The following is a 13,623-nucleotide window of genomic DNA, read 5'->3' on the forward strand; positions in this document are numbered from 1 at the left end:
CGCACACGTGTTCCCTCTTCGTACTCAGGAGGTACCGCCATGGCTCGCCGACTCCGCCCGGTGGGGCTGGACTTCATCGAGGTCGCCCCGGTCCGTCTGCTCTTCACGGCGCGGGCGGCGGCGACGCCCGAGGCCGTGTACCGGGCGCTCGCGGAGGAGGTGACCGGCTGGCCCGACTGGTTCCGGGCGGTCACCCTGGCCCGACCGACGGAGGGCGGGGCCGGCCGCGAGGTCCGGTTGACGGGCGGGGTCCGGTTCCGCGAGACGATCATGGCGGCGGAGCCGGAGCGACGGTACGCGTACCGGGCGGACGAGACCAACGCGCCGGGCTTGAACGCCCTGTTGGAGGAGTGGCTGCTGTCGGCCGCGGGACCGGAGGCGTCCTCCGGTACGCGGATCCGGTGGACCTTCGCGGCGGACGGGCCGGCCGCGTTCCGGCTGGCCTTGAAGGCCGCCCGCCCCGGGCTCGACCACGCGTTCCGGTCGGCGGTACGCACTCTCGACGCCCGCCTCACGGGCCGGCGCGACGCGGGCCGCTGAGGCGGGACGGCCCCTGTGTCAGTTCGTCGGTTCCTGCCAGACGCCGGTCGTCAGCAGCGTGTCGATGGTCTGCGCGTACGGGGCGATGTCCAGGCCCTGTTCGGCCAGCCAGGCGTTCGAGTAGTACTTGTCCAGATACCGGTCGCCGGGGTCGCAGAGCAGCGTCACGACACTGCCCGTCCGGCCTTCCGCCACCATCTCCGAGATGATCTTCAGGGCGCTCCACAGGCCGGTGCCGGTCGAGCCGCCGGCCTTGCGCCCTATGGCCCGTTCCAGGGCGCGGCAGCCCGCGACGCTCGCCGCGTCCGGCACCTTCATCATGCGGTCGATGGCACCCGGCACGAAGCTCGGCTCCATCCGGGGACGGCCGATGCCCTCGATCCGGGAGCCGCAGTCGCTGCTCGCGTGCGGGTCGTGGTGGGTCCAACCGTCGAAGAAGCAGGAGTTCTCCGGGTCGGGCACACAGATCCGGGTGTCGTGCTGCATGTAGTGCACGTACCGCGCGATGGTCGCGGAGGTGCCGCCGGTGCCGGCCGTGGCGACGATCCAGGTGGGCTCGGGGTACCGCTCCAGCCGCAACTGCTGGTAAATCGATTCTGCGATGTTGTTGTTGCCGCGCCAGTCCGTCGCCCGTTCGGCGTAGGTGAACTGGTCCATGTAGTGCCCGCCGGTCCGCGCCGCCAGCTCCGCGGACTCCTCGTACATCTTCATCGAGTTGTCCACGAAGTGGCACTCACCGCCGTGGAACTCGATCAGCCGACACTTCTCCGGGCTGGTCGTGCGCGGCATGACGGCGATGAACGGGACGCCGATCAGCTTGGCGAAGTACGCCTCCGACACGGCCGTGGAACCGGACGAGGCCTCGATGACCGGGCGACCGGGGCGGATCCAACCGTTGCACAGCGCGTACAGGAACAGGGACCGGGCGAGGCGGTGCTTGAGCGAGCCGGTCGGGTGAGTGGACTCGTCCTTGAGGTACAGGTCGATGCCCCACTCCTCGGGGAGCGGGAAGCGCAACAGGTGGGTGTCGGCGGACCGGTTGGCGTCCGCCTGTACCTTCCGTACGGCTTCTTTCAGCCAGGCGCGGTAGTCCGCGTCGCTGCGGTCGACGTCAGCGGTCGTGGCCGTCGTGCGGATGGTGCTCATGCGCCGTGCTCCTTCGTGCCTTCCGTGGTCCCCTCCTTCGCAATGTACCTCCCTCACCTGCGCAAACACTTGCTTTGGGTCTCCATGCGCATCGCTTTAGGTCCCCGCCGGCGGGGGCCCGCAGCGCCCGTCGTGCTCGTTCGGTTGCACAGCGGGGTGGTGTGGGTGACCCTGGTGGAGCATTACCGAGGGTGCAGCACCCGTAACACTCATGTCGGGGAGTCGCAGCCGTGATCAGTCATTCCCGCAGGCACTGCGTCGTCGAACTGCAGGCCCTGCCCTCGCGGATCGGCCAGGTCCGCCGCATCGTTTCCGCTCAACTGCGCCACTGGCAGCTCGACCCGCTCATAGACCGGGCTGCGCTCGGTGTGACGGAGTTGCTCGGCAACGTCCACCGCCACGCGCAGCCGAGCAAGGTCTGCACGGTGGAGATCGAGCTGCGTCTGGGACGCCTCACCGTCTCCGTGGCCGACAGTGATCCGCGCCTGCCCGTCCTGCGGGCGGCCGGCGATCTGGAGGAGCTGGAGACCTGCGGCCGCGGGCTCGCGCTCGTCGAGGCCGTCAGCGAAGCGTGGGGAGCGCGGGAGCGGACGGACGGCGGCACGGGCAAGGTGGTGTGGTTCTCGCTGCGGGCGGCCCCCGCCGTGACCGCTCCGACCCGTACGGTCCGGATCCCGACCAAGCCCGTGCGCGAGCCCGCCCCGGTCGTGTCGGTCGCCGTGGAACCCGCGGCCGTGATCGCGAACGTGCCGGTGTCGGCTTCGCTGCCGGCTTCGCTGCCCGCGTCGATGGCGGCGTCGATGGCGGACGCGGCGCCGGCGCCGGTGGCCGTCGGCGCCGAGTCCGGTTGACAGCCGAAGCCGTCTGACAGCCGGATCCGGACGACTGCCGGGGCGATGACGGCCGGCACCGGTCGGTCTCTCAGGCCGCCGCGCCCAGCGCCCCCAGCGGGTCGTCGAGCACCGGCTGCCATGCCAGTTCCGCCGCGCCGACCAGGCTGTTGTGGTCCAGGGTGCACGGCAGGATCGGTACGCCGCCGCTGCGCCCCCACAGGCTCCGGTCCGCCACCACCGCGCGCAGCCGCTCCGGGTCCGCGGACAGCAGCTCCCGGTGCAGGCCGCCCAGGATGATCCGGTCCGGGTTCAGGATGTTGACCAGTCCCGCGAGGCCCAGGCCGAGCCGGTCGATGAGCTCCTCGGCGGCCGCCCGTACGGCCGGCTCTGCGTACTCGGCGCGCAGCAGGTCACGCGCCTGCTGGAGCAGTGACACCTCGGGCCCGGGCGTGCGGCCCGCCGCCGTCAGGAAGGCCAGCGGGTCCGCCTCGACGTCCAGACAGCCCCGGCTCCCGCAGTGGCAGGCCCGACCCTCGGGATTGACGGTGAGGTGGCCGACTTCCAGGGCCAGCCCGGCGCTGCCGCTGTGCAGGCGGCCGTCCAGGACCAGTGCCCCGCCCACCCCGCGGTGACCGGTCGCCACGCACAGCAGGTGCTGCGCGCTGCGGCCGGCGCCGTGGCGGTGCTCGGCGAGCGCGGCAAGGTTGACGTCGTTGCCGGTCAGCGCGGGGCCGTCGATCCCGGCGGCCTTCACCCGTTCGGCGAAGATGGCCCGTACGGGAGAACCGGCCGGCCAGGCCAGGTGCAGCGGGTTCAGTGCGGTGCCCTCCGGCTCCGCGACCGCCGAGGGAACCGCGAGGCCCGCGCCGACGCACCGCAGCCCGGACTCGGCGAGCAGCGCGGCGCCCGCGTCGACGACGGCGCCCAGCACCTGCGCGGGGTCGGCGGAGACGGTGACCTTGCCCGGTGCGGTGGCCACGATCCGCCCGCCGAGACCGACCAGGGCGGCCCGGAACCCGTCGGGGTGGACCTGCGCGGCCAGCGCCACGGGCCCGTTCTCGTCGATGGAGAGCCGGTGCGAGGGCCGGCCCTGCGCGCCGCCCGCACCGCCGGGACGGGAGTCGACGCGGATCAGCCCGAGGGCTTCCAGTTCGGCTGCGACGGCCCCGGCGGTGGCACGGGTGACGCCCAGCTCGGCGGTGAGGACGGCGCGGGTCGGGGCCCGGCCGGTGTGCACGAGCTCCAACGCCGGACCGAGTGCGCCGCGCCCCCGCTCCAGCCTGGTCCTCGCGGACGCCGCGGACACCGTGGACGCATCCCCCACCCGCGGCGGGGCCCCGTTGCCGTTCATGACAGCGATCCTCGCATGATCGGGAGGTGCCCGAGGCCGCTCACGGGGCGAGGCCGCCGACCCGCAGTGTGATGTTCAGCCGACCGCTCAGGCCGAGGGCTTCCGGCCCGGTGCCGGGCAGGACCTTCGGCACGCCGTGGTGGGCCGGTCGGCTCGGGCCGCCGAAGACGAACAGATCCCCGCTGCGCAGCTCGACGTCCCGGTACGGCCGTCCGCGCGAGGCGGTGTTCCCGAAGCGGAAGACGCAGGAGTCACCGAGGCTGAGCGAGACGACGGGCGCCCCGGACCGCTCGTCGGCGTCGCGGTGCATGCCCATGCGGGAGTCCCCGTCGTAGAAGTTGATCAGCGCGATGTCGTAGACCTCGTCGCCCTGCCAACCGTACGAGGGGTAGGAGCCGCACAGCCCCGCAGGCAGCTCCCCGCCGGCATGCCCGTGCGCGGCCGCCTCCCCGTACGCAGCGGCCACGGCGGCGCGCCCCAGCGCAGCGAGCCGGGCGGGCATCGGTTTGACCGGCGCCCCGTCGCCGTCGACGGCGGTGCGGGCGTATCCGTACGGGTACCAGTGCAGGCCCAGGCACACCTGCCGGGCGGTCATCGTGCCGCCGCCGGGGGTGTGTACGGTGCGCAGCCCGGCGGGCGGGCGTGCCCACTCCCGGCAGTCCGCGAGCAGTTCCCGCTGCAGGTCGGGGCCGAGCCAGTCGGGCACGTGCACGGCGCCGGGTGCGATCTCGGTCCGCTCGCGCGGGAAGAGTTCCCCATGCATGCCTCCCATTGTCACGGCCGACCGACCCGCTCGCCCGCGCGGTGCCCCGACGGCGTCCGGGGCGGGTCCCCCGGGGCGGGGCGGTCGGATGACGGGCGGGGCCGCGGGCCAGGCGATGGGCGGCGGCGGGGCCGGCGAGGCGACGGGTGCGGGTGGCGGGGTGTTCGTATCGAACAGCGGCTCGAAGAAGCCCTTGTGACGGTCCGTAGGGCATTGGACACTGCCCGCATGGAGCGACGCACACAGGCCGATCGGGACGCGATCACCATCGAGATCGGCTACGCCTTCGTCAGCGCGTGCCTCGCGGCCGGCCTCGTCTTCGCCGCGGTGTTCGCGCCCGCGCCGGTCTTCGACCTCTCCCCCACCGCGCACCGCTTCCTGGCCGTCGCGGGCGGGATCCTGGCCGGCGTGGTGTTCGTACTGCGCGTCACGCATCTGCTGTGGCGCTTCGCGCGCCGCCCGGAGAACGACGGCCGCTGAGCCCCGGCCCGCCGGCTCCACCTGTCTCGCGGGGTCAGCCCAGGGTGGCGGCGTACGTGGTCTGGCTTCGGTACTTCCATGTCGGTCCGGTGTTCCACGGGTTGGGCATGACCGTGTTGGTGGCATAGGCGTAGCCGGCGCCGCGTTCGAAGGCGGTGCGCAGTGTGGTGCGCATGGCGGGGGCGTCGGGCACGTCGTGGACGAGGTGCCAGAACGAGGTGCCGCTCGGGTCGAGTTCGTCGCCGGCACGGTATCCGGTCGCCTCGTTGAAGACGTTCCCGCCGAGCCACCCCCCTGAGGTGTAGGCGGCGTAGGTGTCCTCGTACGTGACGAAGACATCGGCGGTCCGCCGGCCGGGTTCCAGGTAGCAGTCGGCGATGGCGGTGCCCGGGTTGTTGACGACCAGGTCGGGGGCGGTCGGGTCGACGGCGTCCATCATCTCCTGGACGTAGCGGCGCAGTTCGGCGTAGTGGTCGCGGGTGGCGTTGTCCGGACCGCAGTCGCGGCTGACGACGTCGAAGAAGATCCCGTCCACGTGCAGTCGGCCGTCGGGTGTCTTGAGGTAGTTGTCCACGGAGGCCTTGACGGCGGCGATGTCCCGGTTGCCGTGGTCGGTGTGGACGTAGCCGAGCACCCTGGTCCGCTCGCCGGTGGAGGTGGTGCCGCCGCGCAGGGCATCGGCCCGGTCCCGCCACGGGGTGTCGAAGAGGGAGTCGCCGTTGCCGGGGTTCAGGACCACGAGCGAGGCGGCGGGGCCGGTGGCGGTGACGTCGTTCAGCATCGGGTCGTCGGCCCACACGTACGCGGGGACGCCGACCTCCAACCCCCGAACCCCGGGCTGCCGGGGCACGGGGGGCGTGGTGGGTGCCGGGGCCGGCGCGGGTGTGCGGGCCGCCGGCGCGCGGCCGACGCTGTCCGCGGCGGCGGTCACGGCCGGCGCGGGGGCCGCGAGGAGGAGGGTGGCCAGGACGGCGAGCAGGGCCTTGCCGGCACGAGCGCGGGTCATGGCTGTTCCTCCGGCGGCAGTGGGCGGGACCCGACGAACACTAGACGGACGGACGGTTCGTGAAAGCCGAACCAACCGCTTTCGCATGAGGAACAGAAAAACGATCCTTCACCTCATCATGTGAATCTCCGTCAGATTCGGCCGCCTCCCCCGGCCCCCTGTGCGATCACGCCGAAGCGGGCCCCGACCTCGGCCGATACAACTCCTTCGGCAGCGCTCCGAAGCGGCCCGCGCCGACCAGCGGGGTCCGGGTGGGGTGCTAGAATGATCATGTTGGCCTTCAGCGCCCCCGGCCCGGGCGTTCGGAGGCTTTTTTCATGCCTTCTCACACCAACCGCCCCGCGGTGCCCGCCACGGCCGGCTACCGATTCCTGCTTCGCAACCGCGAGTTCGCCGGTCTGTACGCCGGCTTCACCCTCACGGCCGCCGCGAGCACCCTGTCCGGTTTCGCACTCGGCACCCTGGTCCACGACCGGACCCACTCGCCGTTCCTGACGGCCGTGAGCATGTACGGAGCGACGTTCGCGGCGGTACTCGGCGCGCTGACCCTGATGTCGGTCGCGGACGGGCACCGCCCTCGCCGCACCCTGGTCACGCTCCAGTGCCTCTCGCTGGGGGGTGTCACCGCCCAGGCGATACCGGGGCTCCCCCTGCCGGCCCGGTTCGGGCTGCTGTTGCTGCTGGGGTTCTTCCAGTCCCTGGGAACCGGTACCCGGATGGGGCTGCTCGCCGAGATCGTCCCGACCGCTTCCTACGCGACGGCGCGTTCCCTCATGAACATCACCTCCGGTGGCACGGCGATCCTCGGCTACGCCCTCGGCGCCGCCCTGCTGAGGCACCTGACTCCGCACGGCGTGTTCCTCGTCGCCGCGGCCTTGACCGGCATCGCCCTCGTCGTGGTCGGGGCCACCGTCCGGGAGCACTCGATCCGTCTGACGCGACGCCCGGGACTGCGTCAGACCTGGACCACGAACGTCGAGCTGTTCTCCCACCCCGGCCGGCGGGCGCTGCTGCTGAACCTGTGGGTCCCCAACGGTCTGATCGTCGGCTGCGAGGCGCTGTTCATCTCCTACGCGCCGGACCGGGCCGGCGCCCTCCTGGCCGCGGGTTCGGCCGGCATGCTCCTCGGAGACCTCACCGTCGGGCGCCTGTTCACCGCCGAGCGGCGACGGCGCTACGCGTTCGCCCTGCGGCTGCTGCTCGCCGCCCCCTACCTGCTGTTCGCGTTCCACCCTCCCGTACTGGCGATGACGGCCGCCGTGTTCGTCGCCGGTGCCGGGTTCGCCGCGACCCTCCCCCTCCAGGAGCAGCTCCTCGAACTGACCCCCGTTCCGGTCCGCGGCCAGGTCCAGGGGGTGGAGTCCGCCGGCCGGATGACCTGGCAGGGCATCGGGGCCGCGATCGCCGGCGGCATCGCCCAACACCTCACGCCGGGCACCACGATCACCGCGATCGCCGCGGTCTCCGTCGCCGTCACCGTGGCGTCCCGACCGTACGTGGCGCGCGCCCACACCGACCGCGGGGCGAAGGGCGGGGCGTAGTGGGGCGGGGTGGTGGCGGGTCGGGGGTGGCGCGCGCGCTCCACACGGGCGGGCCCCCGGCGGCGGACGTCACACGGCGGGGAGTCCGACCCCCTGCGCCAACTGTCCGGCGGCGTGCGTGAAGAGCCCGGCACGATCCTCGACCACCCGGTTGAACTGGCCGAACAACTCGAAGGAGACCATCCCGATGAGTTGCGCCCAGGCGACGACCAGGGCGGCGGTGACTTCCGGGGGCAGCCCTTCGGCGAAGTCGGCGGTCATCCGGACGGCCTCCGGGCGCAGGCTGTCGGGCAGCGGCGGCAGGGCGAGGCCTCGCCCCTCGTACGCGGTACGCACCACGCCGATGAAGGTGTTGGCCACGCGGGACGCGGGGCCGACGGTGTCGAGGGGGGCGCTGTAGCCGGGAACGGGGGAACCGTAGATCAGGGCGTACTCGTGCGGGTGCGCGAGCGCCCAGGCCCGGAAGGCCTCACAGATCGCGAGCCAGCGCGTCCGGGGCGGGGCGCCGGCCGCGCGGGCTGCGGCCTCGGCCCGCTCCGCCGCCGCGCCGACACTGTCGTACGCGTCGACGATCAGCGCGGTGAGCAGCTCGTCCCGGCTGGGGAAGTAGCGGTACAGGGCCGAGGAGACCATGCCCAGCTCGCGGGCGACGGCGCGCAGCGAGAGTTTGGCGGCGCCCTCGGCCGCGAGCATGCGGCGCGCCTCGTCCTTGATGGCGGCGGTGACCTCGATGCGGGCCCGTTCCCTTGCCCCACGCACGGTGCTCATGTGGATCAGTGTGCCACGCAGGTGGAGCAGTGACCAAAAAAGAGAGCGCCGCTCCATTGAGAGAGCACTGCTCTTGCTTTGCTTCACGCATCCGTGCACACTGATCTCAAGCGAGAGCAGTGCTCTCCCAAGCGGTCCCGGAGGCCATCATGAACGCGCCCGCTCCCTATTACGTCAAGGCCGGCCCGTTCGGCGTCCGCTTCAACGCCCTCTTCGGCAAGCTCGCCCGTCTCGGCGTGAGCCTTGCCGGTACTGCCGAGCTGTCCGTTCGGGGTCGCACCTCCGGCAAGATGCAGCGGATCCCGGTCAACCCGCACACCTACGAGGGCGAGCAGTTCCTGGTCTCCGCTCGCGGCCACTCCCAGTGGGTGCGCAACATGCGGGTCGCGGGCGGCGGGGAGCTGCGCGTGGGCCGCAAGGTGCGCGCCTTCACGGTCACCGAGATCACGGACCCGGTGCAGCAGGCGGCGATCCTGCGCGCCTACCTGGAGAAGTGGGGCTGGGAGGTCAACAGGTTCTTCCAGGGAGTCACCGCGAAGTCCTCCGACGCCGAGCTCCAGGCGACGGCCGGCGACCACCCCGTCTTCCGAATCACCGTCACGAAGTAAGGCGCCGACTCCCGCAGTCCCCACGCCGGCGGAGTGCGGGAGGGCCCGGGTCACGGCCACGCTCAACCCCACGCTCCCGGCCTACGCACCCACCCACCCGCACCCAGGCAGCCAGCCCGGTTCCCGGCCCCGGTCCCGACCTCGGCCCGCGCCAGGGTTTGACTTCGGGCGCCCCGCACGGACGGCCGGACGGCCGGACCGGCAGAAAGCAGACGGGCAGACGGGCGACCCCGTCACCGACTGAATCCCGTCGTCGACCTGATCGCACCGGGCCAGACGGACCGGACCAGCCGGACCTGTCGGACCGGACCCAAAGCGAGGCCTGTACCAGTCGGGCCCGCCGACCAGACCGGACGCAAAGCCGGGCATGACGAGTCAGCCCGGCCGAACCCGCCGGCCAGGTCGCCCCGGGCCCAAAGCCGGCCCGCTCAGTCCGGACCCGCCCGAGGCGCTATCCGGTCGCGGCCGTGCGGCCCGGACGGGGACCGGTACCGGCCAGCCCGGCCCGACCCCGACCGAGGCGCGGACCGGACGCGGGCCGTGTAGGCCGGTCGCGGCTCGGCCGCCCCGGTCACCCCGGCCCGGCCCGGTCACCCGCCCCCGCGCCGCCGGTCGCGTCCCGCCCCCGACCCGCCCAGGTCCGACCGACCGACCGGCCCAGACCGACCCAGAGCGGCCCGTCCACCGACCCCACCCCGCCTCGGCGACCTACGAGCCACCCTTGCCGGTCTGGCGGCTGTCCAGCGCGTGCAGCGCCCGCCGTGCCAGCGGGTACTGGCGCACCAGTTCGGCGAGCGTCGTCGAGCCGCGCGTGATGCGGGCGAAGGCCAGCCACGCCGGTCGCAGACCCGTGATGACGGCGTGCAGCAGACCCGGCTTGGACTCGAACAGGGTCAACATCCGCCGGCCCACGCCCATCTCCACGCCCAGCCCGGCCTTGATGGCGAAGGCGTAGTTCAGGGCCTGGCGGCGTGCGTCGACCGCGTCCTGCGCCTCGGAGATCTTGACGGCCCACTCCCCTGCCAGCCGACCGGAGCGCAGGGCGAACGAGATGCCCTCGCGGGTCCACGGCTCCAACAGTCCGGCCGCGTCGCCCGCGACCAGTACCCGGCCGCGCGACAGCGGCGAATCGGGCTTGCGGCAGCGGGTCAGGTGCCCGGAGGAGACGGACGGCTCGAAGCCCGCCAGGCCCAGCCGGGCGATGAAGTCGTCCAGGTACCGCTTGGTGGCGGCGCCTTCGCCCTTCGCCGAGATGACCCCGACGGTGAGGACGTCGCCCTTGGGGAACACCCAGCCGTAACTGCCGGGCAGCGGGCCCCAGTCGATGAGCACCCGTCCCTTCCAGTCGGCGGCCACCGTCTCCGGTACGGGGATCTCCGCCTCCAGGCCGAGGTCGACCTGCTCCATCTCGACCCCGACGTGCGCGCCGATGCGGCTGGCGCTGCCGTCCGCCCCGACCACGGCGCGGGCCAGTACCGTCTCGCCGTCCGCGAGCACCACGGCCACGGTGCGCCGGTCGGGCACCGCCGCGCCGTGCTGCTCGACGCGGGTCACGGCCGTTCCCGTACGGATGGTCGCGCCGGCCTTCTCCGCCTCCGCGACCAGGGCCGCGTCGAACTCCGGGCGGTTGACGAGCCCGAACAGCATCCCCCGGGAACGCCGGGTCCGGGTCAGTCGCCCGTTCATGGAGAACGTGACCGCGTGGACGCGATCCTGGAAGGGCAGGACGAACCCCGGCGGCAGGGCGTCGCGCGAGGGCCCGATGATGCCGCCGCCGCAGGTCTTGTACCGGGGCAGGTCGGCCTTCTCCAACAGCAGGACGCGGCGCCCCGCGGTCGCCGCCGCGTGTGCGGCCGAAGCCCCGGCCGGTCCGGCGCCGACCACGACCACGTCCCACACCTCGCCGGTCCCCCCGGCGTTCCCCTCCTCCGTCACCTCGGCGGCGGACCGCTCTGCGCTTGCGTCGTGTACGTCGTCGTCGCTGCTCACGATGTGTTGCTGCTCCTGATCACGCTGTTGCTCGGATGACGGGGAAATCCTACGGTGAGAGATCGCCTCGGCCCGCTGTGCGAGGATCGGGAATGTCTTTCGCCGTACCCGGCATACGCACACCCCTGCGAATGCGGGTGGCGTACAAACAGAACAACGTCGCACCCAAGAGGAGCGTGCCCATGTCCCAGAATCCGATCGCCGAGACCATCGCCTCGTTGATGCCCCGCGCCAAGACGGAGCTGACCGAGCTGGTGGCCTTCCAGTCGGTGGCGGACTGGGCCCAGTTCCCCCAGAGCGAGAGCCACGGCGCCGCGAACTGGGTGGCCGACGCGCTGCGCGCCGAGGGCTTCCAGGACGTGGCATTGCTCGACACCCCCGACGGCACGCAGTCGGTGTACGGATTCCTGCCCGGTCCCGAGGGCGCCCCGACCGTGCTGCTCTACGCGCACTACGACGTGCAGCCGCCCCTGGACGACGCCGCCTGGATCTCGCCGGCCTTCGAACTCACCGAGCGCGACGGCCGCTGGTACGGGCGCGGCGCGGCGGACTGCAAGGGCGGGTTCATCATGCACCTGCTGGCGCTGCGCGCGCTGAAGGCCAACGGCGGTGTGCCGGTGAGTGTGAAGGTGATCGTCGAGGGGTCGGAGGAGCAGGGCACCGGCGGGCTCCAGCAGTACGCCGAGGCGCACCCCGAGCTGCTGACCGCCGACGCGATCGTCATCGGCGACGCAGGCAACTTCCGTCTGGGTCTGCCCACGGTGGTCGCGACCCTGCGCGGGATGACCCTGCTGAAGGTGAAGATCGACACGCTGGGCGGGAACCTGCACTCCGGCATGTTCGGTGGGGTCGCGCCCGACGCGCTGGCCGCACTCATCAGGCTGCTGGACTCGCTGCGCGCCGCCGACGGGACGACGACGGTCGACGGTCTCGCCTCGGACGCGGTGTGGGAGGGGCTCCAGTACCCGGAGGAGGACTTCCGCACCGACGCGAAGGTCCTCGACGGTGTCGAGCTGATCGGCCGCGGCACGATCGCGGACCGGCTGTGGGCCCGTCCGGCCGTCACGGTCCTGGGCATCGACTGCCCGCCGGTCGTCGGCGCCACCCCTTCGGTGCATGCCAGTGCCGGTGCCCTGATCAGCCTGCGGATCCCGCCGGGCGTGGACACCGCGGAGGCCATCAAGCTGCTGGAGGCGCACCTGGTGGCGCACACGCCGTGGAAGGCGCGCCTCGAACTGGAGGTCGTCGGCCAGGGCCAGCCCTTCCAGGCGGACACGAACAGCCCTGCCTACGCCTCCATGGCGGCGGCCCTCGCAGTGGCCTACCCGGGGCAGAAGATGCAGATCAGCGGCATGGGCGGATCCATCCCGCTGTGCAACGCGCTGACCTCCCTGTACCCCGAGGCGGAGATGCTGCTGATCGGGCTCAGCGAGCCCGAGGCGCAGATCCACGCGGTGAACGAGAGCGTCTCCCCGGAGGAGTTGGAGCGCCTGTCGGTCGCGGAGGCTCACTTCCTCGTCAACTATGCGGAATCCAAGCGCGTCTGAGCGCACGTCCGGAACACGAGCCCGTACACGAGCCCGGGACACACGTCCGAGCTCGTGTCCGGGGCGCATATTCCGGAGCGCGCGTTCCGGGCATCCGCCCGGGCACGTGTCCAGGGGCACGTGTCCCGGGGCGCGCGATCGGGCACGCCTCCGGGGAGCATGTCGCAGCGCGGGCCAGGGGCTTGCGCCACGGGCGAACTCCGCTCCGGGTGAACCGGACGCCGGGAGCGGGATCCTCGCCGTAGGTTTGCGACATGACTCTCATGGAGCGCGTCGAGGTGATACCCGGGCGGCTGCACATGCTGCGCTTCCCCATCGGCCAGGCCTACTTGTGGTGCGACGATGAGGCCCTCACCCTGATCGACGCCGGATACGCCGGTTCGGCTCCGGAGATCGAGGAGGCGATCCGCTCGCTCGGCCTGCGGCCCGAGCTCCTGGAGCGGATCGTCCTGACCCACTGCCACCGCGACCACGTGGGCGCCTCGGGGGAACTCGCCGCCCGCCTCGGCGCCGAGATCGTGGCCCACCGGCTGGACGCCCCGGCGATCCGGGGCGAACAGCCGATTCCCGAACCGGTGTTGGCGGACTGGGAACTCCCCCTGTACGCGCACGGCCTGACGGCCCCACAGGCCCCGCCGACCCGCGTGGACCGGGAGGTCGAGGACGGCGACGTCCTGCCGTTCGGCGGCGGCGCGGTGATCGTCCACTCCCCCGGCCACACGCCGGGCAGCATCGGCGTCCATCTGCCCGGGCAGGGCGTGCTGTTCACGGGCGACTGCGTCGCGGGGATCGGGCAGGTGATGCCGGGGGTGTTCAACGTGGACGGCGAGCAGGCCGCGTCCTCGTTCCGTCGCCTGGCGGACCTGTCCCCGTCGATCGCCTGCTTCGGCCACGGCGACCCGCTGACCCGGGACACCGCGCGGATCCTCGACGCCGCCACCGCCGCACCCCAGCCGCGCTGAACGTCCCGGCGGCCGGCCCGGCCCCTTCCGGGGCGGCCGCCGCCGGGAACACGGCCGGTCGGCCCTCCCGCCCGGTCCACCGTGACGTG

At 72.7% G+C, this 13,623-nt stretch carries 13 protein-coding genes; 7 read left to right on the plus strand and 6 right to left on the minus strand.

All coding sequences use genetic code 11. The annotated features are described in order from the left end of the window. Positions 1–39: 39 nt before the first annotated feature. Positions 40–540 (plus strand): SRPBCC family protein, encoded by a 501-nt coding sequence (locus tag OTB19_RS06110; protein ID WP_267796987.1) that lies wholly within the window; start codon positions 40–42, stop codon positions 538–540. Between the two features lie 18 nt (positions 541–558). On the opposite strand, the gene OTB19_RS06115 is transcribed toward OTB19_RS06110, so the two are convergent. Continuing rightward, positions 559–1,686, minus strand: coding sequence for a PLP-dependent cysteine synthase family protein (locus tag OTB19_RS06115; protein WP_267796988.1), 1,128 nt, complete (start codon positions 1,684–1,686; stop codon positions 559–561). Between the two features lie 230 nt (positions 1,687–1,916). Between OTB19_RS06115 and OTB19_RS06120 the strand changes: the two genes are divergently transcribed. Beyond that, positions 1,917–2,537 carry an ATP-binding protein gene (locus OTB19_RS06120; protein WP_267796989.1) on the plus strand — a complete coding sequence of 207 codons (621 nt, stop codon included), beginning with the start codon at positions 1,917–1,919 and terminating at the stop codon, positions 2,535–2,537. A 70-nt stretch (positions 2,538–2,607) separates the two neighbouring features. Here OTB19_RS06120 and OTB19_RS06125 read toward each other — a convergent pair whose 3' ends face one another. Beyond that, on the minus strand, positions 2,608–3,870 hold the full coding sequence (locus tag OTB19_RS06125; RefSeq protein ID WP_267796990.1) for an ROK family protein: 1,263 nt from the start codon (positions 3,868–3,870) through the stop codon (positions 2,608–2,610). A 40-nt stretch (positions 3,871–3,910) separates the two neighbouring features. Beyond that, on the minus strand, positions 3,911–4,633 hold the full coding sequence (locus tag OTB19_RS06130; protein WP_267796991.1) for an alpha-ketoglutarate-dependent dioxygenase AlkB family protein: 723 nt from the start codon (positions 4,631–4,633) through the stop codon (positions 3,911–3,913). Positions 4,634–4,861: 228 nt separating this feature from the next. Here OTB19_RS06130 and OTB19_RS06135 point away from each other — a divergent pair, with 228 nt between their 5' ends. Continuing rightward, positions 4,862–5,113, plus strand: a complete 252-nt coding sequence (locus OTB19_RS06135; RefSeq protein ID WP_267796992.1) for a DUF6332 family protein — start codon at positions 4,862–4,864, stop codon at positions 5,111–5,113. A gap of 34 nt (positions 5,114–5,147) precedes the next feature. On the opposite strand, the gene OTB19_RS06140 is transcribed toward OTB19_RS06135, so the two are convergent. Further along, positions 5,148–6,119, minus strand: coding sequence for a spherulation-specific family 4 protein (locus tag OTB19_RS06140; RefSeq protein ID WP_267796993.1), 972 nt, complete (start codon positions 6,117–6,119; stop codon positions 5,148–5,150). A 317-nt stretch (positions 6,120–6,436) separates the two neighbouring features. On the opposite strand from OTB19_RS06140, the gene OTB19_RS06145 reads away from it, so the two are divergent. Further along, positions 6,437–7,660: an MFS transporter gene (locus tag OTB19_RS06145; protein ID WP_267796994.1), complete on the plus strand. Its 1,224-nt coding sequence runs from the start codon at positions 6,437–6,439 to the stop codon at positions 7,658–7,660. Positions 7,661–7,729: 69 nt separating this feature from the next. Here OTB19_RS06145 and OTB19_RS06150 read toward each other — a convergent pair whose 3' ends face one another. Then, a complete protein-coding gene (locus OTB19_RS06150; protein WP_267796995.1) occupies positions 7,730–8,428 on the minus strand; it encodes a TetR/AcrR family transcriptional regulator in 699 nt (232 codons plus the stop codon). Between the two features lie 149 nt (positions 8,429–8,577). Between OTB19_RS06150 and OTB19_RS06155 the strand changes: the two genes are divergently transcribed. Further along, entirely contained in the window at positions 8,578–9,036 is a 459-nt protein-coding gene (locus OTB19_RS06155; RefSeq protein ID WP_267796996.1) for a nitroreductase/quinone reductase family protein, read from the plus strand. A gap of 708 nt (positions 9,037–9,744) precedes the next feature. Here OTB19_RS06155 and OTB19_RS06160 read toward each other — a convergent pair. After that, positions 9,745–10,971 carry a geranylgeranyl reductase family protein gene (locus tag OTB19_RS06160; RefSeq protein ID WP_324290504.1) on the minus strand — a complete coding sequence of 409 codons (1,227 nt, stop codon included), beginning with the start codon at positions 10,969–10,971 and terminating at the stop codon, positions 9,745–9,747. A gap of 236 nt (positions 10,972–11,207) precedes the next feature. On the opposite strand from OTB19_RS06160, the gene OTB19_RS06165 reads away from it, so the two are divergent. Both OTB19_RS06165 and OTB19_RS06170 read left to right on the plus strand, forming a co-directional pair. Then, on the plus strand, positions 11,208–12,572 hold the full coding sequence (locus OTB19_RS06165; RefSeq protein WP_267796997.1) for a dipeptidase: 1,365 nt from the start codon (positions 11,208–11,210) through the stop codon (positions 12,570–12,572). Between the two features lie 263 nt (positions 12,573–12,835). Then, the gene (locus OTB19_RS06170; RefSeq protein ID WP_267797055.1) at positions 12,836–13,534 is read left to right on the plus strand and encodes an MBL fold metallo-hydrolase; all 699 of its coding nucleotides are present in this window, start codon (positions 12,836–12,838) and stop codon (positions 13,532–13,534) included. The last annotated feature ends 89 nt before the right edge of the window (positions 13,535–13,623 follow it).

Source organism: Streptomyces sp. H27-H5 (assembly GCF_026627505.1).
In the GTDB taxonomy this organism is placed as follows: domain Bacteria; phylum Actinomycetota; class Actinomycetes; order Streptomycetales; family Streptomycetaceae; genus Streptomyces.

Coding starts and splice junctions, on each gene's coding strand:
- OTB19_RS06110 (WP_267796987.1), top strand. CDS start 40: ATGGCTCGCCGACTCCGCCCGGTGGGGCTGGACTTCATCGAGGTCGCC.
- OTB19_RS06115 (WP_267796988.1), bottom strand. CDS start 1,686: ATGAGCACCATCCGCACGACGGCCACGACCGCTGACGTCGACCGCAGC.
- OTB19_RS06125 (WP_267796990.1), bottom strand. CDS start 3,870: ATGAACGGCAACGGGGCCCCGCCGCGGGTGGGGGATGCGTCCACGGTG.
- OTB19_RS06130 (WP_267796991.1), bottom strand. CDS start 4,633: ATGCATGGGGAACTCTTCCCGCGCGAGCGGACCGAGATCGCACCCGGC.
- OTB19_RS06135 (WP_267796992.1), top strand. CDS start 4,862: ATGGAGCGACGCACACAGGCCGATCGGGACGCGATCACCATCGAGATC.
- OTB19_RS06140 (WP_267796993.1), bottom strand. CDS start 6,119: ATGACCCGCGCTCGTGCCGGCAAGGCCCTGCTCGCCGTCCTGGCCACC.
- OTB19_RS06145 (WP_267796994.1), top strand. CDS start 6,437: ATGCCTTCTCACACCAACCGCCCCGCGGTGCCCGCCACGGCCGGCTAC.
- OTB19_RS06150 (WP_267796995.1), bottom strand. CDS start 8,428: ATGAGCACCGTGCGTGGGGCAAGGGAACGGGCCCGCATCGAGGTCACC.
- OTB19_RS06155 (WP_267796996.1), top strand. CDS start 8,578: ATGAACGCGCCCGCTCCCTATTACGTCAAGGCCGGCCCGTTCGGCGTC.
- OTB19_RS06165 (WP_267796997.1), top strand. CDS start 11,208: ATGTCCCAGAATCCGATCGCCGAGACCATCGCCTCGTTGATGCCCCGC.
- OTB19_RS06170 (WP_267797055.1), top strand. CDS start 12,836: ATGGAGCGCGTCGAGGTGATACCCGGGCGGCTGCACATGCTGCGCTTC.